The 20,945-nt window shown below is 71.6% G+C and carries 15 protein-coding genes; 8 read left to right on the top strand and 7 right to left on the bottom strand.

Going from position 1 to position 20,945, the window contains the following annotated elements:
- Positions 1–59: 59 nt before the first annotated feature.
- Positions 60–1,181 carry a PDZ domain-containing protein gene (locus ACFC3F_RS08205; RefSeq protein WP_376128382.1) on the bottom strand — a complete coding sequence of 374 codons (1,122 nt, stop codon included), beginning with the start codon at positions 1,179–1,181 and terminating at the stop codon, positions 60–62.
- A 128-nt stretch (positions 1,182–1,309) separates the two neighbouring features.
- Between ACFC3F_RS08205 and ACFC3F_RS08200 the strand changes: the two genes are divergently transcribed.
- Positions 1,310–2,704: a zinc-dependent metalloprotease gene (locus ACFC3F_RS08200; protein ID WP_376128381.1), complete on the top strand. Its 1,395-nt coding sequence runs from the start codon at positions 1,310–1,312 to the stop codon at positions 2,702–2,704.
- 726 nt (positions 2,705–3,430) lie between these two features.
- On the opposite strand, the gene ACFC3F_RS08195 is transcribed toward ACFC3F_RS08200, so the two are convergent.
- Both ACFC3F_RS08195 and nudC read right to left on the bottom strand, forming a co-directional pair.
- Positions 3,431–5,200 carry an ATP-dependent helicase gene (locus tag ACFC3F_RS08195; RefSeq protein ID WP_376128379.1) on the bottom strand — a complete coding sequence of 590 codons (1,770 nt, stop codon included), beginning with the start codon at positions 5,198–5,200 and terminating at the stop codon, positions 3,431–3,433.
- Positions 5,197–6,093 carry an NAD(+) diphosphatase gene (gene nudC / locus ACFC3F_RS08190; RefSeq protein WP_376128377.1) on the bottom strand — a complete coding sequence of 299 codons (897 nt, stop codon included), beginning with the start codon at positions 6,091–6,093 and terminating at the stop codon, positions 5,197–5,199. Before nudC ends, ACFC3F_RS08195 begins: the two co-directional genes overlap by 4 nt.
- Before the next feature lie 106 nt (positions 6,094–6,199).
- Here nudC and ACFC3F_RS08185 point away from each other — a divergent pair, with 106 nt between their 5' ends.
- Positions 6,200–7,477: a phosphotransferase gene (locus tag ACFC3F_RS08185; RefSeq protein WP_376128375.1), complete on the top strand. Its 1,278-nt coding sequence runs from the start codon at positions 6,200–6,202 to the stop codon at positions 7,475–7,477.
- A gap of 9 nt (positions 7,478–7,486) precedes the next feature.
- On the opposite strand, the gene ACFC3F_RS08180 is transcribed toward ACFC3F_RS08185, so the two are convergent.
- Both ACFC3F_RS08180 and ACFC3F_RS08175 read right to left on the bottom strand, forming a co-directional pair.
- Positions 7,487–10,795, bottom strand: coding sequence for an ATP-dependent DNA helicase (locus tag ACFC3F_RS08180; protein ID WP_376128373.1), 3,309 nt, complete (start codon positions 10,793–10,795; stop codon positions 7,487–7,489).
- Positions 10,792–13,890 carry an ATP-dependent helicase gene (locus ACFC3F_RS08175; RefSeq protein ID WP_376128371.1) on the bottom strand — a complete coding sequence of 1,033 codons (3,099 nt, stop codon included), beginning with the start codon at positions 13,888–13,890 and terminating at the stop codon, positions 10,792–10,794. Before ACFC3F_RS08175 ends, ACFC3F_RS08180 begins: the two co-directional genes overlap by 4 nt.
- A 136-nt stretch (positions 13,891–14,026) precedes the next feature.
- Here ACFC3F_RS08175 and ACFC3F_RS08170 point away from each other — a divergent pair, with 136 nt between their 5' ends.
- On the top strand, positions 14,027–14,251 hold the full coding sequence (locus ACFC3F_RS08170; RefSeq protein WP_376128411.1) for a DUF3107 domain-containing protein: 225 nt from the start codon (positions 14,027–14,029) through the stop codon (positions 14,249–14,251).
- Positions 14,252–14,256: 5 nt separating this feature from the next.
- Positions 14,257–14,547: a hypothetical protein gene (locus ACFC3F_RS08165; RefSeq protein ID WP_376128369.1), complete on the top strand. Its 291-nt coding sequence runs from the start codon at positions 14,257–14,259 to the stop codon at positions 14,545–14,547.
- A gap of 12 nt (positions 14,548–14,559) precedes the next feature.
- Here ACFC3F_RS08165 and ACFC3F_RS08160 read toward each other — a convergent pair whose 3' ends face one another.
- Entirely contained in the window at positions 14,560–15,276 is a 717-nt protein-coding gene (locus tag ACFC3F_RS08160; RefSeq protein WP_376128368.1) for a ferritin-like fold-containing protein, read from the bottom strand.
- 150 nt (positions 15,277–15,426) lie between these two features.
- On the opposite strand from ACFC3F_RS08160, the gene ACFC3F_RS08155 reads away from it, so the two are divergent.
- On the top strand, positions 15,427–16,938 hold the full coding sequence (locus tag ACFC3F_RS08155; protein WP_376128366.1) for a DEAD/DEAH box helicase: 1,512 nt from the start codon (positions 15,427–15,429) through the stop codon (positions 16,936–16,938).
- 102 nt (positions 16,939–17,040) lie between these two features.
- Positions 17,041–17,454: an SHOCT domain-containing protein gene (locus tag ACFC3F_RS08150; RefSeq protein WP_376128364.1), complete on the top strand. Its 414-nt coding sequence runs from the start codon at positions 17,041–17,043 to the stop codon at positions 17,452–17,454.
- Positions 17,455–17,484: 30 nt separating this feature from the next.
- Here ACFC3F_RS08150 and ACFC3F_RS08145 read toward each other — a convergent pair whose 3' ends face one another.
- Complete coding sequence (locus ACFC3F_RS08145) at positions 17,485–18,348, bottom strand: PHP domain-containing protein (protein WP_376128363.1); 864 nt, start codon at positions 18,346–18,348, stop codon at positions 17,485–17,487.
- 93 nt (positions 18,349–18,441) lie between these two features.
- Between ACFC3F_RS08145 and ACFC3F_RS08140 the strand changes: the two genes are divergently transcribed.
- Positions 18,442–19,461 (top strand): endonuclease/exonuclease/phosphatase family protein, encoded by a 1,020-nt coding sequence (locus ACFC3F_RS08140; protein ID WP_376128361.1) that lies wholly within the window; start codon positions 18,442–18,444, stop codon positions 19,459–19,461.
- 39 nt (positions 19,462–19,500) lie between these two features.
- Positions 19,501–20,934, top strand: a complete 1,434-nt coding sequence (locus ACFC3F_RS08135; protein WP_376128360.1) for an aminopeptidase P family protein — start codon at positions 19,501–19,503, stop codon at positions 20,932–20,934.
- Positions 20,935–20,945: the final 11 nt, after the last annotated feature.

Below are 20,945 nucleotides of genomic sequence, written 5' to 3'. Positions count from 1 at the left end.
CTCCCCATCCTACGCGGCAGGATTCTGGGGTTTCGCCGAGTCCGCCACGGCGAGGCCGCTCAGCCGGTCGTGCAGGTCGGCAGCGCGTCGAGGTCGCCGTCCTCGCGGACGGCCTCGAGCACGTCGAGGGCGTCGTCGAGCGTCGCGACCGAGAAGACCCGCAGACCATCCGGCACGTGGCCCATGACCTCGCCGCAGTTGGACTGCGGCGCGAGGAACCAGTCGGCGCCGGCATCGAGCGCGCCCCACATCTTCTGACGGATGCCGCCGATCGGACCGACCGTCCCCTCGGCCGAGATGGTGCCCGTGCCGGCGAAGCTCTCGCCGCCGGTGAGCTCCCCCGGCGTGAGGACGTCGATGATGCCGAGCGCGAACATCATTCCCGCGCTGGGCCCGCCGACGTTGTCGATCTGGATCGTGACGTCGAAGGGGAACTCGTACTCATTGGTCAGGGTGACCCCGATGCGCCACACGGCGCCTTCGGCGCCCGCCGTCTCACGCGGAGTGAGCCGCACCGTGCGCTGCGCCCCGTCGCGTTCGATCTCGAGCGTCATCGTCGCACCGTCGCCCGACTCCACGAGGGCGCGCAGTGCCGCGGCATCGGCCACCGGCTCGCCGTCGGCGCTCACGATGACGTCCCCGACCTCGAGGACGCCCTCGGCGGCCGAGTCGGGAGCGATCGCGTGCACGAGCAGCGTTCGCCCGACGTCGTAGCCCAGCTCGATCAGGGCCGCCGCGGTGGCCTCCTGCTGCGAGTCGACCATGAGCGCGGCGCTCTCCTCGGTGCGCTCCTCACTCGTCTGCCCCGCTGGGAAGACCGAATCGATCGGCAGAACCGCCCGTGTCTGGTCGAACCAGGCCACCGCGAGCTCGAACCACGACGGCGTTCTCTCGCGGTTGCCGACGACCTGGACGGTGAGCAGATCCAGCGCACCGGAGGTCTCGTGGGTCTCGGCCCCGTCGACCGAGATGAGAGGCACCTCTTCACCGTCGGCGGTCGACGCCGTCCCGAGCGTGTTGTATACCGGCCCCGGGCGCTGCACGACGTACGAGGTCGGCAGGAAGGTCAGCACGAGCAGCACGACCATCGCGAGGGCGAGCGCCCACAGACCCGCGAGGACACCGCGCGTCATGCGACGGCGGCGGGGACGGATCGAGACGTTCTCGTCGAAGAGCGCCACGGCGGAACCTTCCTGTGCCTGGTCGTTCGCGACCGGCGTAAGGCGTTCAGCGTGCTGCCGGGGAGTGCGAGGGGATGCTGCGACTAGCGTAGATCCTGACGTCATGAACCGGCTGAAAGGCGCCTGAAGTGTCAGACGACGACCGCAACCCCGAAGACGATCTGCAGGAGCTGCTGCGTCAGCTGTTCGGAGGTCAGGGCGTCGACTTCGACCCCGAACAGCTCTCCCGGCTCACCGGCATGCAGATCGATCCGGCCATGATGCAGATGGTCATGCGCCACCTGCAGGGCGCTTTCGAAGGCGGCGAGGACGACGGCATCTCCTGGGATGCCGCCCGGCGCCAGGCCCTGCACATCGCCAACCAGGACGGCCTCGGTGTCACGACCGGAGAGCGCACGGATCTCGACCAGGCGTTCGCGCTCGCGACGCTGTGGCTGAGCGAGGCGACGACGATCTCGGATCTCGCCGCTCCCGCGCGCGCGATCACGCGGGGCGCATGGGTCGAGGCCACGCTCCCGGTCTGGCAGGAGCTCGCCGCGCCCGTCGCGACGAGCATGGCCGACGCGATGACCTCGGCACTCAGCGAGCAGGCGCCCGATGACATGCAGAGCATGATCCAGGGCGCTGGCAAGCTCATGCGCCTCGTGGGCGGGTCGCTCTTCGCGGCGCAGCTCGGCCAGGTCGTCGGCAACCTGTCGAAAGAGGTCGTGTCCGGCGGCGATGTCGGCATTCCCCTCATGCCCGATGGCGACGCCGCCATCCTGCCGCAGAACTTCGCCGATTTCGGCCGCGATCTCGAGATCCCCCACGACCAGCTCGCACTCTTCGTCGCGACGCGTGAGCTCGCCCACGCACGGCTCTTCCGGCACGCGCGTTGGCTGCGCCTGCACGTCATCTCGCAGGTGACCGAGTTCGCCCGGGGGGTGCACGTCGACACCGACGCGCTCGAAGAGCTCGCGGCGCGTTTCGACCCCGCCCAACCCGACGAACTGCGTCAGGCCATCGAGAGCGGCGCGCTGCTGCCCCAGCGCTCCGAGGCCCAGACCGCCGCCCTCACCCGGCTCGAGAACCTGCTCGCGACGATCGAGGGCTGGGTCGATGTCGTGACCGAGAACGCGCTCGCACGCCTGCCCTCCGCCGACCGGATCTCCGAGGTCGTCCGTCGTCGGCGTGCCGTCGGCGGACCGGCCGAACGGGCACTGGGTTCACTCGTGGGTCTCGAACTGCGGCCGCGCCGCATGCGCGAAGCCGCCGCGATGTGGCGCGCCGTGACGGACGCCGTCGGCGTCGCCGCTCGCGACGCCCTGTGGGACTATCCCGACCTCATGCCCACCGCCGAGGACATCGACGACCCCGCCGGTCTCGTCGCGCGGCTCGAGGCCCGCGCGCGAGGAGAAGCACCCGCCCGCGACGAGATGGATGACGCGCTCGAGCGACTTCTCGCGGGCGAGGAGGCCGAGAACGGCACTCCCGGCGACGACGCTCCCGAAGACGGCACCCCCGAGGACAATCAGCCGGTCTGAGTCGATCGGCTCCTCCCCAGGGGCGCCGGCCTGTGGATTACCGCCCGCGCGACGGCGTGGCGCGGCATGATCTCGTCATGCTCCGTCTCGATCCCGCGCATCCGCCTGTGTGGCGCACCCCCTCGACCCTGCAGTTCGGTGCCGATGCGCGCGCGATCCTCACCGACACCGTCCCGTGGCAGGAACGGCTCGTGCGCGAACTCGAGATCGGCATCCCCGATTCGGCGGTCGATCCCGTCGCCCTCGCGCTCGGGGCGCCGGAGGGCGGGGCGAGCGCGCTGCTCGACGTGCTGCGACCCGTGCTCATCGCCGACGGGCCGCTCCTGCGCGTGCGCGCCGTCCTCGCACCGTCACCGGTGTTCGACTCCGCTCTCGTCGCGGCTGTCACGAGGGGTCTCGCGTCGACCGGAGTGCAGATCGTCGACGACCCCGCGGCCGAACCGCCCGACATCGCCGTCGTCATCGCGCATCACGCCGTCGAGCCCCGCCTCGTGAGCGGGTTCATGTCCGCCGACGTGCGACACGTGCCGATCGTCTTCTCGGGACACGGGGCCGACGTCGGGCCGCTCGTCACTCCCGGGCGCACACCGTGCACGTCATGCCTGGCGGCGCATCGGCGCGATGCGGACGCCGCCTGGCCCGCCGTCGCAGCCCAGCTCGCTCACCGCGCGGCGCCCGCGATCGCGGGCAGTCTCGCCCTCGAGGCGGGCATCGCGGTCATGCACCTCATCCGCGAGGATGCCCGGCACCCGGAGCGCTCGTCGACGACCTCGCTGGTGCTGCACCGCGACCGCGCGCACCGCGAGATCCGGATGCATCGACCGCACGCAGAGTGCCGCTGCCGATCTCTCGCAGGAACCGCGAGGGCTGCCGGTTCCGGTGCCCCCGCGCCCACGACAGAGCGAGCGTACGCGCGGCCCGCGTGATGCCGACGTAGGCGAGCCGTCGCTCCTCGTCGACCTGCTCGAAGGTCGTCGCGTAGCTGATCGGAAGCTGACCCTCGGCCACCCCCACGAGATGCACGTGGTCCCACTCGAGGCCCTTCGCGGCGTGCAGCGTCGCGAGGGTCACGGTGCGCAGGGCGGGTTCGTCGTGCGTGCGCGCACGCGCCATGAGCTCGTCGGTGAAGGCGCGCAGCGTCGTCGTCGCGGGTGCTTCCTCGGCCAGTCGCAGCACGGCGGCACGCGCCTCCCACGCATCGCGCAGAGCACCCCCCGCTTCGGGCGGATCGTCGGTGAGCCCGCGTGAGCGCAGGATGTCGCGGACGGTGTCGACGAAACCCGTCGCGATCGGCGCGACCGTCGCCGCACGCAGCTCCATGATCGCCTGGCGCACTTCGGGCAGGTCGAAGAAGCGACGACCGCCGAGCACCGTCACCGCGACACCGGCGTCGGCGAGGGCGCGGCTGATCTCCGCCGATTGGGCGTGCGCGCGATAGAGCACGGCGATCCCGCGCGGGTCGACGCCGTCCTGAAGCTGCGCGCGGACGCGGGCTGCGACACCGCGCGCCTCGGACTGGTCGTCCGGGTACTCCGTCACGGTCGGTGCAGGTCCCTCGGCGGCGGCACGCTCGGCGGCGGTCAGGTGCAGTGCGCCGGGACGACCGCGCATGAGCGCGTTCGCGACCGCGAGGATCGCGGCATCCGATCGGTAGTTCGTCTCGAGCCGCACGACAGTGGCATCGGCATGCCTGCTCTCGAACTCGAGGAGGTACTTCGCCTCGGCACCCGTGAACGAGTAGATCGTCTGGCTCGCGTCGCCGACGACGCACAGATCCTTGCGCTCGCCCAGCCACAGTTCGAGCAGCCGATGCTGCAGGGGCGAGACGTCCTGGAACTCGTCGACGGTGAAATGCCGATACTGCTCGTGCACCGCCCGCGCGACCTGCGGCTCGGCCTCGAGCATGCCCGCGCACGAGAGCAGGACGTCTTCGAAGTCGATCTGGCGCCGCTCGTCTTTGAGTCGCTCGTACGCGCGCTGCAGATCGATGACCCGATCCACCGGCAGCCGGCCGACACCACGAGGGCGAGCGGCGGCGTACTGGTGCGTCGAGCGCATCGTGACCTTGCGCCACTCGATCTCGGAGGCGACGTCCCGCAGCGTGGGCGTGTCCAGATCGAGCCCGATGCCGTCGGCGGCATGTGCGAGCAGACGCACCTTGTTGTCGACGATCCGCGGCATGGTGTCCCCGGCGAGAGTCGGCCAGAAGAAGTTCAACTGCGCCAGCGCCGCCGCGTGGAACGTGCGGGCCGCGACGCCCTCGACTCCGAGGGCTCGCAGCCGCCCGCGCATCTCGCCCGCTGCCTTGGCCGTGAAGGTCACCGCCATGACGCGCCCGGGCGAGTACGCCCCGACGTCGACGCCGTGAGCGATGCGATGCGTGATGACCCGGGTCTTTCCCGTGCCGGCACCCGCGAGCACCGCGACGGGACCCCGCAGCGTCGTGACGGCTTCGCGCTGCCGGTCGTCGAGTCCCTCCAGCGCGCGATCGGTCACGACCGGCCCCCGTGCCAGCCGCTGATGAGGCGATGGGCGATCGAGGCGGGCCCCGGCAGCAGGATCTCGCTGCGGCCGGCGAGCGCGTCGCCGACCTCGTCACGCGTGAACCAGCGCACAGCCGCGATCTCCTCGCCGTCGGCGAGCGCCGCGTCGTCGTCGACGGCCGTCGCGAAGAAGCCGAGCATGAGCGAACGCGGGTACGGCCACGCCTGCGAACCGCGGTAGCGCACGTCGACGACGTCGACGCCGGACTCCTCGCGCACTTCGCGGTGCACGGCCGCTTCGAGCGACTCCCCCGCCTCGGCGAACCCGGCGAAGCACGAGAAGCGGTCGGCGCTCCACAGTGCGTTCGAGCCGAGCAGCACGCGCTCGGCGTCGGTCGCACTCGTGACGGCGACGATGACGGCGGGGTCGGTGCGCGGGAAGTGCTCACGTGCGCACCCGGGACAGCGTCGCGACCAGCCCGCGTTCTCGACATCGCACCGTGCGCCGCAGGCGGGACAGTGCGGCGCTTCGCGCAGCCACCGGCCGAGGCTCACCGCCGCGACGAACGCGTCCGCGTCTTCTCCCGCGAGAGCGCCGCCGGCGGTGCGCAGGCCGGCCCAGCCCTGCGGCGCGTCGAACGGGTCGAGCTCGGCGGGTTCGACGGCCGCGGCGAGCAGCGCGGCGCCGTCGGACGCACGGCCGATGAAGCCCCACTCCGCACCGTGCGGAGCGGCATCGGCGGCGACCCAGTGCAGTCGATCGGGGCCGGCCAGCGGCGCCGCGTCTCCCGCGACGACGAGCACGCGCGTCGCGGGGTCGGCTCGCGCGTCGTCGATGAGACCGGGGACAGCGCGCTCGTGGGCGGACCGGTCGAGGGCTCCGTCACGCACATCGCGCACCGTCATGCAGGCCCCTTCACATCTGTTCGCAGACCGTGGCCACCGGACACCGGGTCGTGGTGTGCGGGCGTGGCGCGAGGACGGCCCGGCGCGCCCCACCTAACCTGGGCACATGGCACGCTCTCCGTTCACTCTAGCCGCGTCCATAACGTCGGCTCTTCCCCGGGTCGGCGTCGTCGGAGTGGGCACGCTGACCGAGGGCGCGGGCGGTCGATACGACACCGCCGTCGCCGATCTCGAGGACGGTCGGCGCGTCGTCGTCCGTGTTCCGACCGAGCCCGCGGCCGGTGCCGAGCTCGCCGCCGAGGCGCGCGCGCTCCGCGCGCTGACGCCCGGAGTGCGCAACCTGTTGCCGTTTCGCGCCCCCGAGCTGCTGGGCGAGACGGCGCTCGACGGTGAACGGGTCGCCGTCGTCGACTTCCTCCCCGGGTATCGCGTCGACCCGGGGCATCTTCCCGCGGGGCGAGGTGCTGCCACGTCGCTCGGCGAAGCGCTCGCGGCCGTGCATTCGCTGCCCACGTCGGTCGTGCGCACCGAGGGGCTTCCCGTACGCACTCCCGCCCAGGTGCGCGACGACGTCTCCCGCCTCGTCGACCGCGCCATCGCGACGGACGTGCTCCCGCCTGCGCTCGCGGACCGCTGGCGGCGCGCGCTGACGGCAGAGGAGCTGTGGCATTTCGAATCGGCCGTCGTGCTCGGCGGCATCGGGTCGGCGTCGTTCCTCTTCGAAGATGTCGACGACGCCCCTCGCGTCACGGGTCTGCTCGAGTGGCACGGTCTGGCGGTGGGTGACCCCGCGATCGATCTGCAGTGGCTCGCCACGGCGCCCGCCGCAGCCGACGACGTCTACGCGGCCTACACGGCGCACAGCGAACGCGCCCCGGATGCCCGTGTGCGCGAACGCGCACGACTGTACGCCGAGCTCGAGTTCGCGAAGTGGCTCATCCATGGCCACGAATCCGAGCGCCCCGACATCGTGGACGATGCCTCCGCACTGCTCGATTCGCTCGCGGCGAGTGTCGGCGCCGAAGACCTCGTCGCCGACGGGCACCTCGACGTCGACGATGCGATCGCCCTGCTCGATCGCATGCCCGCGGCATCCGCCGTGCCCGTCGACACCTCGATGCAGACCGACGCCTACGATCCCGAGCAGCTGTCGCAGTGGATCGCCGACGAAGACGACGAGGCGCCACGAGACACGGACGCCGCCGAGACGGATTCCGACGCGGATGCCGACGAGCCGGCGTCATCCGGTGGGATGGAGTGGACCCCCGACGACGTCTCGACGGGACCCGTCGATGTCACGCCGCGCCGCGCGGACGACGGCGATGCGGTCGCCGACGCGGAGCGCGCATCCGACGCCGCGCTGCGCCGCTGGCTCGCGGACTGATCGCGGGACTCACCCGCGCAGGATGACGCCGTCCGAGACGTAGTACAGCACGACGTCGATCCGTTCCATCGGCACCCCGTGCTTGGCGTGGTAGGCGCGACGGTACAGCTCGAGCTGCAGCATCCGTTCACGTCGCTCGGCCTCCGTGCGCGGCGAGACGCCCGTCTTCCAGTCGACGATCTCGATGCGATCGCCGCGTCGGTACACGGCGTCGAGCTTGCAGATGATGACGTGCGGACGCCCGTCGAGGTCGGACTCGGTGAAGTCGATCTCGGTCTCGACCTCGAGCGGCTGCAGCGGCGCCCACTCCGATGCCAGGAACCGTTCGCGCAGCGCCGCGAGCGCGTCGGCGTCTTCGGCGGAGGCCTGCGTGTCGGGGAGCTCGTCGTCGGTCTCCCACAGCGCATCGTCGATCGAGCCGCTCAGCCCGACATGACCCGAGCGCTGCTCGACCCACGCGTGGAAGAGCGTCCCGAGGCGCGTCTGGCGGAAGGGCCGCTCGGGCATGGGCCGCGCGAGCCGGGCGAGCGTGCCGTCGTAGTCGGCCACGAAGTCCTTGTAGCGGGATGCCGCGATCCGCACGGGTGCGACGGGTGCCGGTGCCCCGCGCCGCGCCTCGCGCTCGGCCAGGAGCAGTGCGACATCGTCGTCGGGGCGTGCCGGCGGAGCATCGAGGGCGGCACGGGCCACGCCCGCCGCGCGCTCGACGACGTCCCGGCGCGACCCGAGCGGGTCGATGGGCCAGCGCAGCAGTCGCCGCTCGCCCGCGTACGGGTTGTCGCCGATCTCGTCGTCGGGACGGGCGGCACCGAGCGCGTCGGCGATCTCGAGATAGAACGTGCTGCACGCCCGGGGCCGCTTCGTGCCCGACCAGCTCGCGCCGGTGAGCAGCAGGTGCTCCCGTGCTCTCGTGACGGCGACATAAGCCAGGCGACGCTCCTCTTCGAGGTGCCGTGCCTTGTTGGCCGCGACGAACTCGTCGTACGCCTGCTTCAGCTCCTGCTGCGTGTCGCAGCTGCTCCAGGGCAGCACGGGCAGCCACCGCGCGTCTCCGCGGAACGCGTACGGCAGGATGCCGAAGCGGAGCCACGCCTTGGCATCTCGCGACGTGCCGGGCAGCTCGTCGGCCACCAGGCGCACGACGGCGACGGCATCCCACTCGAGCCCTTTCGAGCCGTGGATCGTGAGCAGCTGCACGACGTCGTCCTCGGGCGGCTCGGTCCGGGGCGCGAACTCGTCGAGCTGCTCGGCGTGGTCGAGCCATGCCAGCAGGCTCGACAGCGAGCCGGTCTCGTCTGCGGCGAGGAAGGCGTGCACTTCGTCGACGAAGGCACGCAGCTGCGCGGCGGCGATGCGGGCGGGGCCGCGCGCCTCGTTGGCGGCCAGTTCGACATCGAGGCGCAGTTCGCGCTCGACCAGGCGCACGAGCTCGGGGATCGGCATGCCGGCCGCCTGCCGCAGGCCTGCGAAGACGGCGGCCGCCTCGCGCAGTCGCTCACGCGCTTCGGCGGTGAAGCCGGCGAGCCATCCGTGATCGGGCTTGTGACGCAGCACGAAGTCGAGGGCGTCGACGAGCGACCCGTCGTCGTCGGCCGCGCTGCCGCGGATCGCCGCGATCACGTCGGGCGCGAGCGGCTGCAGGGCGGCGTCGTGACGGGCGATCCGTCGCGCGAGGCCGGCGAGCTCACGCAGGTCGGGCAGGCCGATCCCCCACCGCGGTCCGGCGAGCAGCCGGATGAGCGACGAGCCGGCCCCGGGGTCGCTGAGAACCCGCAGCGCGCTCACGACGTCGACGACCTCGGGGGTCGAGAGCAGACCGCCGAGCCCCAGGATCCGGTGCGGGATGCCGCGTCGCCCGAGCGCGTCGCCGAAGCGCACCATGTGCTTCTTGCTGCGGAACAGGATGGCGCCGGTCGTCGTGTCCCCCCGCGCGGCGCGTTCGGCCCGCACCCGGTCGAACCAGGCCGCGACGCTCTCGGCTTCGCTGTCGAGGTCGGCCTCGAAGACGAGCTCGACAGCTCCTTCCGGTGCCGCCGGTCGGGCACGCAGCTCATCGACGGGAACAGGCGCCGTCGCCGCGAGCGGCGCGAGCACGGCGTTGGCCGCGGTGAGCACGGACGTGCTGTTGCGCCAGCTCGTCGCGAGCGAGAAGCGCGCGCAGTCCCCGCGGGCGAACGCCTCGGCGAAGCCACCGAGATTGCCGGCGCTGGCCCCGCGCCACCCGTAGATCGCCTGGTGCGGGTCGCCGACGGCCATGACGGCGGTCTGCGCGAAGACGCCCGACAGCAGATCCGTCTGCACGACCGACGTGTCCTGATACTCATCGAGCAGGACCACGCGGAACCGATCGCGCAGATCCTGCGCCACGACGGGGTGCGCGCGCACGGCTTCGAGCGCCCCCGCGACCTGGTCGGAGAAGTCGATGACCCCCAGACGCCGCTTCTCGGCGGCGTAGTCGCGGGCGAGGTCTGCCAGGAGTGCGAGCGCGTCGACCTTCTCGACGGCCTGCGCGACGTCGGCGTAGACGACCGTGCCCTTGCGGGTCGACGGCAGCTGCAGGACCGTGCGGAACCGCTCGGGGAACGCGGCGAGATCGTCGAAGTCGACGAGGTTGTCGACGCCGTCGCGCGCAATGCGCAGGGCGCCGTCGATGATCGAGCGCACCGCCTCGGCGCGCATCTCGAGTCGCGGGTCGTCGGAGGCGAACACGACGCGCCGCATGAGCAGCCACGCGGCGGATTCCGACAGCACAGCCGCTTCGGAATCGCGCCCGATCCGCAGCGCATTCTCGCGCACGATCTGGTCGGCGAAGCTGTTGTAGGTCGCGACCGTGGGCCGGTCCAGCAGCGCGTCGTCGTCGGTCGTCTGCGGCATCGCCGACGTCGCCGCCGCGAGCGTGTCCAGCGACGCGAGGCGCAGCAGCGTCCGGCGCGAGCCGTCGGGAGTCTCGCGCTCGAGCCGGCCGAAGACGTCGAGTCGGCCTTCGGCGTGCAGGGCGGGCAGATGCGGGAGAAGGCCCCGGCGTTCGAACTCGCCGAGCCGCGCGAGACGACGCTGGATGCGCTCGGAAAGCTCACCGGCGGCCTTGCGCGTGAAGGTGAGCCCGAGCACCTCGTCCCGGCGCACGAGTCCGTTCGCGACGAGCCAGACGACGCGACCGGCCATCGTCTCGGTCTTTCCGCTGCCGGCCCCGGCGACGACGAGCGCGGGGGCGAGCGGCGCCTCGATGACGGCGGCCTGCTCATCGGTCGGCGGGAACTGTCCCAGCGCGGCGGCGATGACCCGTGCCGAGAGCACGGGCGCGGCGGGGGCCGTCATGACGCGCTCACCGCGCCGATCGTGTGGATCCGGCACAGCCCGTACGCGTGCTCGTCGCGGCAGTGCTCTTCGAAGGGAGCCGCGAACATCGTGCCGCGCATCGTCGTGACGGCCGCTCGCACGCGCTCGAGGAAGGCCTCACGTCGCTCATCGTCGAACGGCGGCTGCCGCGGGGTGGCGTAGTCGACCCTGGTGGATGTGGGCTTCAGCACGAGCAGCTGGGCGCCGCCGGGGGGCAGCCCCGCGGCGGCGGGGATCGCTCCGCCCTCGAACGCCAGCTGGTACGCCGCCAGCTGCGGGTTGTCGACGACCTTCGCGTCGGTCTGCGGCTCGTTCTTGCCCGTCTTGAGGTCGACGATGACTACCTCGCCCTCTGGTGTGCGCTCGACTCGGTCGATGTATCCCGACAGGATCACGCGGTGCTCGCCCGTGGCGTCGTCGACGTCGACGGGCACCTCGAAGTGCGGCTCGGCGCTGATCAGCGCGCCACCGGCGTCTTCGAAGCGGCGCAGGTAGAGGTGCAGTCTGTGCACGAGGTCGCGCGCGCGCTCCTTCTCGGCCCGTGCGCGCCATTCCGCCTCGAACGACAGCTCGCCCCACCTCGTCTCGACCTGCCGCCACAGGGCGGTCTCGTCATTCGACTCGGCGTGTTCGAGAGCCGCGTGGATGATCGTGCCGACGCCCGCCGTCGTGCCGCCGGGGTCGCCGCCCAGGTCGGCGATGACCCAGTTGAGTTCGCACTCCTCGAGGGCGTGCAGACGCGACGGCGAGACGCGGATGTCCTCGCGTGCGAGGTCGCGCAGCGGACCGTCCGAGGTGACGGGCCTCACGCCGAACCACTCCCGCGGATGTGCGCCGGCGACACCCGCGTCGGCGAGGAGCGCCAGCTGATGTGCCGCGTGATCGGATGCCGCCGAGCCCGGCGCCGTCGTGAGGGTGCGGCGGTGCCGTGCGACGAGGCCGCGCAGCGACAGCGGATGCTCGACCGTGTGCTGCTGGGCGGGAGGCAGCAGCTCGAAGAAGGGGCTCGGTCCGGTGTCGTCGTCGTCGACGGCCGTCACGATGACCCGCGCGGTCGCGCGCGACAGCGCACGGGCGAGCAGACGCAGCTCATCGTGCATCGCGGCGCGGCGCCGATCGACCGTGCCGGCCGGCTCGTCCGGCGCGCGCTGAGCCGCGCCGGCCAGCCGCCACGTCTCGAGCAGGCTGCCGCGCAGCCGCGTGTTGGGCCAGACGTTCTCCTGCACGCCCGCCACGACGACGGTGTCGAACTCGAGCCCGAGCGAGCCCGCGGGGGTGAGGATGCGCACACTGTCGTCGATGCTCGGCGCGTCGAGTCGGTCTTCGGCGACGTCCGTGTCGAGGATGCCGCGCACGAAGACCCGCGGATCGGCGTCGAGGGATCGCTCGACGAATCGCTTCGCCGTCTGGAAGAGCGCGACGAGCGCATCGAGGTCGCGGTCGGCCTGCTCGGCCAACGGGCCGCTCCCCCGCGCGAGCTCGCCCCAGCCGCGTTCGAGACCGCTGCGCTCCCACGCCGTCCAGAGCAGTTCGTGCGCCGTCGCTCCGCGTTCGAACTCGGCGCGCAGCTCGGCCAGCGTGCGCGCGAGCACGGCGCCGCGCCGCGCTTCGCGCGTGTCGATCAGGTCGAACTCGATCGGCTGGACCATCGCCGACAGCAGCAGGTCGCGACCCGGCCGGTCACCGCCGACCGCGAGCTCGCTGTGGCGCAGAGTCGAGATGAGGCGGCGCAGCTGGATCGCATCGAGGCCGCCGTAGGCGCCCGTGAGCACCGCCGCGACGTCGTCGAAGGTCCATGCGCCGTCCATCGCGATCTCGGTCAGGCGCAGCAGGTCTCGTACGGCGCGGTGCAGGCCGAGCGCGCGCCCGGGTCCCGCCGACCGCGCGGGAACGTCGCGGGCGGCGAGCTCGGCCTCGAGGGCCGTCACCTGCCGCGTGTCGTGGGCGATCACGGCGCAGCGGCTCCACGCGACGCCGTCGTGCACGTGGCGCTCTCGCAGCAGCCGCGCGATCGCGTCGTACTCCTCTGCCGCGGAGCGCACCGTCAGAGCGCGCACCGAGTCGTCGGGTTCGGCGGTGCCGGGACCGCCCCGGTGCGCGACGATCCCGACGGCACCGATGCGCTGCGTCACCCGCCGCACGGTCTCGGCCTGCCAGCTCGATCCGCGATGACATGTCTCGAGCACGTGCAGATCGCCCAGGCTCGACGCGAGCCGGGCGAAGTTCTCGGGGGTCGCCCCGCGGAAGGCGCCCGATCCGACATCGGGGTCTCCGAAGGCGAGGACGGCGACGTCGCGGTCGCGCAGGGCCTCGACGAGCTCGACCCCGCCGAGCGTGAGCTCTTGCGCGTCGTCGACGAGCACGACACGGATGCCGTCGACCGCGTCGAGGCCGGGCACGCCTTCGCGCAGCAGGCCGACCGCTTCGCGCACGAGGCCCGCCGCGTCGCGGTGCGCGCCGCGCATGTCGGCGCGCACGTCGAGGTACTCCCGGAAGAACGACGCGAGCGAGCTCCACACGTCGATGCCGTCGCGTTCGGCGAGCGCCTGCAGCCGGGGCGCGTCGATCCCGAGCGTCGTGCACTCGGCGAAGAACGTGCGCACCTCGGTGCGGAAGCCCGGCGTCGACCGGATTGCGGCATCGAGCCACGCCGGCCAGCGTGCGCGACCGGTCGCTTCGTCTTCGGCGTCGCCCTCGAGCAGGTCGTGGATGATCTGGTCCTCATCGCCGCCGGTGAGCAGCTGCGGCGGCTCGCCGCCCGCCGTGACGGATGCCGCGCGCACGATCTGGAACGCGAAGGAGGCGACCGATCGCGCGAGCGGTCCGGACGTCGCGCGCCCCACGGCGAGCGCGAGACGGTCGCGCAGCGCGGTCGCCGTCTGCCGCGACGGCGTGAGCACGACGATCGCATCGGGGTCGACGCCGCGCGCGACGAGCGCGCCGACGCGCGCGACGAGCGTCGCCGTCTTTCCGCTGCCGGGCATGCCGGCCACGGTGCCGGACGCGTCGAGAGCGAGTTCGACGACGGCGCGCTGCGACGCGTCGGGCGACGCGGCATCCTGCCCTGGAACCATGACCACGACGCTAGCGCGCGGCACGGACATCGCCCGTTCGCCGAGAGCGTCGGCGCGACGCGGAGGAGCGTCGGCGCGGTGTCGTAGAGTTGCCATGCCCCCGGGGACCGGCCCCGGCACGCAGGAGGTCATTCACGTGGAGATCCGCATCGGCATCGCCAACACGGGACGCGAGCTCACGTTCGAGACGAACGAGCCCGCCGCCGACGTCAAGAAGTCCGTCTCCGCCGCGCTCGACGCGGCCGCGACCCACGTCACCTTCACCGACGTCAAGGGCAATGCGTACATCGTGCCCACGGCAGGCCTGGCCTACATCGAGGTGGGCACCGAAGAGTCCCGCCGCGTCGGATTCGTCGCCTGACGGCCATGCAGATCCTGCTCGCACTCATCGTCGGCGCGGTCATCGGCGTCGGCCTGCACTTCCTCGTCAGCGACCGTCCCACGCGCGGTGTCGTCGTCGCCCCGATGCTCGGCGCCGCCGCGGCCGGCCTCGCCTGGACGATCCTGACCTGGTCGGGGATCGGCATCGACTCCCCGTGGCCCTGGCTGTCGGCGCTCGTGGTGCCCGCCGTCGTCGTGTGGCCGGCGCTGGTCGTCCTCGCCCGCACGCGTCTCGCGCACGATGAGCGCGCCCGCACGCGGCTGAAGATCGGCTGACCCCCCGCGCGGCTACGCCGCGAGGCCCATCGCGTCCATGCGGCGCGAATGGGCCGCCATGAGCTCGGTGAACACGGGCTCGACCTTCTCCTCGTCCGCGATGCGCAGGCCGCCCGGACGCAGCGCGGCACGCGCGATGAGCAGCGTGTCGCCGACGAGCCGTCGCCCCCACATCGCCAGGAGCGACTTCCATTCGGGGTCGCTCTCGATCGTGGCGCCGATGATGTCCACGATCGCCTGGCGGTCGTCATCGGCCTGCAGGATGCGCGCGACGATGCGTCCGGTCTCGGCATAGCTCGACGCGAGCGCCAGGTAGAAGTCGTCGAGCATCCCGGCCGTGATGTGCACCGACAGCATGGTCTCCTGCGGTCTTCCGCCGTGCGTGGCCCGACGGAAGGCGTCGAGCGGCTCGCGGAAGGGCAGCATGATCGCCGTCGGGTCGTCGCCTCGTTCGCGGATGACGGCGACGAGCTCCTGGTGCTTCGTCAGCGCCGCGCCCGCCGCACGCGAAAGCGATTCCTTCTCGGCGAGCTCGGGGGTCAGCGCGATCAGCTCGCTGAGCGTCTCGAAGAACCCGAGCTGCAGATACGCGGCCTGCCCGAGGAACGTGTCGATGTCCGGAGCGAGCTCCTCGAAGTCGACGCGCGTCGCCCCGCCGAAGTCACCCCGCGCCCGGAGCGAGAGGGCTTTCGTCGCGGGTGTCTTGCGCTGCCAGAACCACTTCACCACGCCACAAGACTACGGCTGCCGGCCCCGCCGGCTCACGGTCGGTATCCTTGAGGGGTCCCGGCGACGGATCGGGACCCCCGCGCCTGTGGCTGAGTGAAGGGCGTGGACCACTCATCCCGGCGGCTTCTCACCGCCAGACAGGCTCATATCGTGACGACTTTCGCCGAACTCGGCGTCGATCAGGACATCGTCGATGTCCTCGCGGCCAAGGGCATCGTCGATGCCTTCCCCATCCAGGAGCAGACGATTCCGCTCGGGCTTCCCGGCCAGGACATCATCGGCCAGGCGAAGACGGGAACCGGCAAGACGTTCGGATTCGGCATCCCCGTCGTCCAGCGGCTGGGCAAGGACCCCGAGCACGGTGTCAAGGCGCTCATCGTCGTGCCGACCCGCGAACTGTGCGTCCAGGTCTACGAAGACATCGACATGCTGACGTCGGGTCGTTCGACGAACGTCGTCGCGATCTATGGCGGCAAGGCGTACGAAGGTCAGATCGAGCAGCTCAAGGCCGGTGCGCAGATCGTCGTCGGCACACCGGGCCGGCTCATCGACCTCAACAACCAGCGGCTCCTGGACCTCTCGAACGCGACCGAGGTCGTGCTCGACGAGGCCGACAAGATGCTCGACCTGGGATTCCTCCCCGACATCGAGAAGATCTTCTCGAAGGTCCCCGCGGTGCGCCACACGCAGCTGTTCTCGGCCACGATGCCGGGCCCCATCGTCGCGCTCGCTCGTCGCTTCATGACCAACCCCATCCACATCCGCGCGACGGACCCCGACGAGGGCCTCACGCAGGCCAACATCAAGCACCTCGTCTACCGCGCGCACTCGCTCGACAAGGACGAGATCATCGCGCGCATCCTCCAGTCGGAGGGCCGCGGCAAGACCGTCGTGTTCACGCGCACCAAGCGCGCGGCGCAGAAGCTCGTCGACGAACTCAACGACCGCGGCTTCAACGCGGGCGCCGTGCACGGCGACATGAGCCAGGAGGCGCGCGAGCGCTCGATGGCCGGGTTCAAGGCCGGCAAGAAGGACGTGCTCATCGCGACCGACGTCGCCGCGCGCGGCATCGACGTCGACGATGTGACGCACGTCATCAACCACACGATCCCCGACGACGAGAAGACCTACCTGCACCGCGCCGGCCGCACGGGCCGCGCGGGCAAGACCGGAATCGCCGTGACCTTCGTCGACTGGGACGACCTGCACAAGTGGGCGCTCATCAACCGTGCCCTCGAGTTCGGCCAGCCCGAGCCCGTCGAGACCTACTCGTCGAGCCCGCACCTGTACAGCGACCTCGACATCCCCGAGGGAACGAAGGGCCGCATCGCGACGGCGCCGAAGACCCAGTCCGTCAAGACGCAGCGCCCGGCCCGGGCCGCCGACGCCGCCGCCGAGGCGGGGGCGGCCGATGTCGGCACGAGCCGTCGACGCCGACGCCGCCGCGACTCGTCCGAGAAGGTCGGGGCGACGTTCGCCGAAGGCGGCGAGACGGGCGCGGCACAGAGCACCGCCGAGGCCTCCGGCACCGAGCGGGATGCGGACGGCGCCGGAACGCACGACGGCGGCGGCAAGGAGCACCACGACGGCAACCCGTCGCCGCGGCGACGCCGTCGGCGCCGCGGGCCCCGCTCGGGTCAGGCGCCCGCAGCGAACGCCTGATCTCGGATCGTTACCCACGGGGCCCACGAGGCCCGCGAGGGCGCGCTATCGTGAGCGCTGACGGCGCAGGGGCGCCGTCGTCCCCGTCAGAAAGGCACGATCGTGCGATTCTTCGAAACCGTCGAATACCAGGGCTTCTGGGGTTCCTTCTGGGACCTCATCTGGTGGTTCCTGTGGGCCTTCATCTTCGTGGCGTACCTGTTCGCGCTGTTCGCGATCATCTCCGACCTCTTCCGTGACCACAAGCTGAGCGGGTGGTGGAAGGCCGTGTGGGTCTTCTTCCTGATCTTCTTCCCGTTCGTCACGGCCCTCGTCTACCTCATCGCCCGCGGCGGCGGGATGGCCGAGCGCAGCGCGACGCAAGCGCGACAGATCCAGCGCGCGCAGGACGACTACATCAAGCACGTGGCGGGCTCCAGTCCCGCCGACGAGATCGCGAAGGCCAGGTCGCTCCTGGATGCCGGGACGATCTCGCACGAGGAGTACGAGCACCTCAAGGCACGGGCGCTGGCCTGACCTCGCCCTGCCGCAGCGGCCTCGTCCCCCTCAGGGGTGGACGGGGGCGCTTCCCGTTCCGAGCTCGATGAGGCGCTGCACCATGTCGTCCGACGTCATGTTCTCGCCCGGCACATTGGGCTTGCCTAGGCCGTGGTAGTCGCTCGAGCCCGTCACGACGAGGTCGCGGTCCGCGACGATCCGGCGCAGCATCCGGATGCCGGGCTCGACGTTCTCGCGGTGTCCCAGCTCGAAGCCCGCGAGACCGGCGTCGAGCATGCGACGCAGCAGCGCACGCGGAAGAACCCCCGCCCGCCCCGCGGGGTGGGCGATGATCGGCACTCCCCCGGCAGCGACGACGAGTTCGACCGCCGTGACCGGATCCGGCGCGTACAGGTCGACGTAATACGCGCCGCGCGGACTGAGGATGCTCGAGAACGCCTCGGTGCGGTCCCGCACGAAACCTCGCGCGACGAGGGCATCGGCGATGTGCGGGCGACCCACCGTCGCGCCGTCGATCGTCTGGGCGAGGATATCGTCCCAGTGCAGGTCGTAGTCGCGCCCGATGCGATCGGCCATGAGGCGCGCGCGATCGAGCCGCGACGAGCGGATGCGATCCGTCATGGCCCGCAGGCCCGCGGCATCCGGATCGATGAGGTAGGCCAGGATATGGACGCTGCGCCACTCGTGGCGAGCCGACAGCTCCATGCCGGGGAGGAACGTCATGCCCAGCGACGTCGCCGCTTCGGCCGCCTCCGCCCACCCCGCCGTCGTGTCATGGTCGGTCAGCGCCGCCGTGCGCAGGCCGTGACGGTGCGCGGCCTGCAGGACGAGCGCCGGCGCCTCGGTGCCGTCGGAGTGCGTCGAGTGCAGGTGCAGGTCACTCGGACCCTCGAACCGTCGCGTCGCCTGCACCTGTCCGAGCGTAGTCGGGGTGGCGGCATCCGTCGGGCCGACTCTCGGCACGGGTGCGCGGATCTCCCAGCAGCCTGACATAGAGTCGCGTTCGTGTTTCGGCTGCTGGGTGTCCTGGTGACCGTCCTGTGCGCGATCGCGGCTGCGGTTCTGACGTGGCCGGGCTTCTTCCGCGTCGATCGGTTCTTCCCCGTCGCGCAGCTGATCTCGTTCCGGAGCGTTCTCGTGCTCGCCTTCGTCGTGGCGACCGTCGTCGCGCTCCTCCTCGCGATCGCCCGCCCGCTGCGCGCCTTCGCCCTCTCGCTCGCGGTCGTCTCGGCCCTGGCCGCCGTCGCGGGGGGCGTCACGGTCGTCTCGCGCGGTCTGGGTGTGACGGAACTGCCCCCGACGACCGACACGAGCGTGCGCGTCCTGACCTGGAACACCGCCGGCCCCGCGACGGGGCCGGACGCCATCGCGCAGCTGGCCGTCGCGATGGAGGCCGACGTCGTCACTCTTCCCGAGACGACGATCGAGACCGGCGAGCAGGTCGCGATCGCGATGCGCGAGCTCGGTCACCCCATGTGGGCGCATCACGCCGCCGACCCCTCGGCCGAGTGGGATGCCGGCTCGACGACGATCCTCATCTCACCCGAACTCGGGGACTACTCCGTCATCGAATCCTCGCGCGACGGTTCGAGCAACACCTCGACCGTGCCGAGCGCCGTCGCGATGCCGACGGCCGGCGACGGCCCCATCATCGTCGCGGCCCACGCCGTCGCGCCCCGACGCGAGTACATGCAGGCGTGGCGTGACGATCTGCGCTGGCTGGCCGACCAGTGCGCCGGATCGAACGTCATCATGGCGGGCGACTTCAACGCCACGGTCGACCACATGACGAGCCTCGGCATGGACGGCGGCACGCTGGGACGGTGCCGCGACGCCGCGCTCGAGACCGGGAACGGGTCCGTCGGCACCTGGACGACCGAGATCCCGCCGCTCGTGGGCGCACCCATCGACCACGTCATGGTGTCCGAGCACTGGCGGGCGACGGGGTCCCTCGTCGTGACCTCGCTCGACGGCGCGGGAAGCGATCACCGCCCCCTCGTCGTGCAGCTGGAGCCGGTCAAGTGAGAGCCTCTCGGCACCGCAGGACGTGCCAGACTTGAGGGCATGAGCACTGCAGGCGACATCCCCGCCGTCGCGTCCGTCGCGACGACCGAGACCAGCGAGCCCCCCACCAACTCGAGCACGAACCGGCGTCAGCCCTTCGGCCGGGGATTCCTCGACACGATCTCCGGCGGCTGGGCCGACCGCGCCGACATCGTCCCCGAACAGCGCGAGCAGGCGCGCTATGCCGCGGCCCGGCGGGACGCCGTGTCGGCGGCCTTCCCCGGCGCGCGTCTGGTCATCCCGGCGGGTGAGCTCAAGCAGCGCAGCAACGACACCGACTATCCCTTCCGAGCGCACTCGGCGTTCTCGCACCTGACCGGCTGGGCCTCCGACGCCGAGCCGGGTGCCGTGCTCGTGTTCGAGCCGACCGCCGACGGCCACGACGTCACGCTGTACTTCCGCGAACGCGCCGACCGCACGACGAGCGAGTTCTACTCCGACGCCTCGATCGGCGAGTTCTGGATCGGACCGCGTCCCGCGATCGGCGGCGTCGCGGCAGACCTCGGTCTCGCGACGGAGCGCATCGAGCGGCTCGAGCGTCGCGAGGGCGATCTCGTGGTCGAAGAGGACGCCCAGCTCACCCGCTTCGTCTCCGAGCTGCGCCTGGTGAAGGACGAGTACGAGCTCGCACAGCTCCAGCTCGCCGTTGACGTCACCGCCAAGGGCTTCGACGACATCGTGTCGAACCTGCCCGCGATCATCGACCACCCGCGCGGCGAACGCGTCGTCGAGGGCGTCTTCCACCGGCGCGCGCGCAGCGACGGCAACGCGGTCGGCTACGACACGATCGCGGCATCCGGACCGCACGCGTGCTACCTGCACTGGACGCGCAACGACGGCGCGGTGCTCCCCGGCGATCTCATCCTCATCGACGCGGGCGCCGAGGTCGACAGTCTCTACACCGCCGACATCACCCGCACGCTGCCCGTCGACGGGCGCTTCAGCGAGGTGCAGCGACGCGTCTACGAGACGGTCCGCGAAGCGGCCGACGCCGCCTTCGCCGCAGCCCGTCCCGGTGTGCCGTTCCGCGCCCTGCACGAGGCCGCGATGCAGGTCCTCGCGACGCGCGTCGCCGAATGGGGCCTGCTTCCCGTGACGGCGCAGGAGGCCCTCGACGCCGACGCCGGAGGCCACCACCGTCGCTACATGGTGCACGGCACGAGTCACCACCTCGGCATCGACGTGCACGACTGCGCCCAGGCGCGCCGCGAGATGTACTACGACGGCCTGCTCGAACCCGGCATGGTGTTCACGATCGAGCCGGGTCTGTATTTCCAGATCGACGACGTCACGGTGCCCGAGGAGTACCGGGGCATCGGCGTGCGCATCGAAGACGACATCCTCCTCACCGAGGACGGCCCCGTGAACCTCTCGGCCGGTATCCCGCGCACGGCCGACGAGGTCGAGGCCTGGATCGCCCGTCTGAATCCCTGACCCGACCGGCC

This window comes from Microbacterium sp. NPDC055910 (assembly GCF_042271185.1).
In the GTDB taxonomy this organism is placed as follows: domain Bacteria; phylum Actinomycetota; class Actinomycetes; order Actinomycetales; family Microbacteriaceae; genus Microbacterium.
This window is presented reverse-complemented; position numbering and strand designations above follow the sequence as displayed.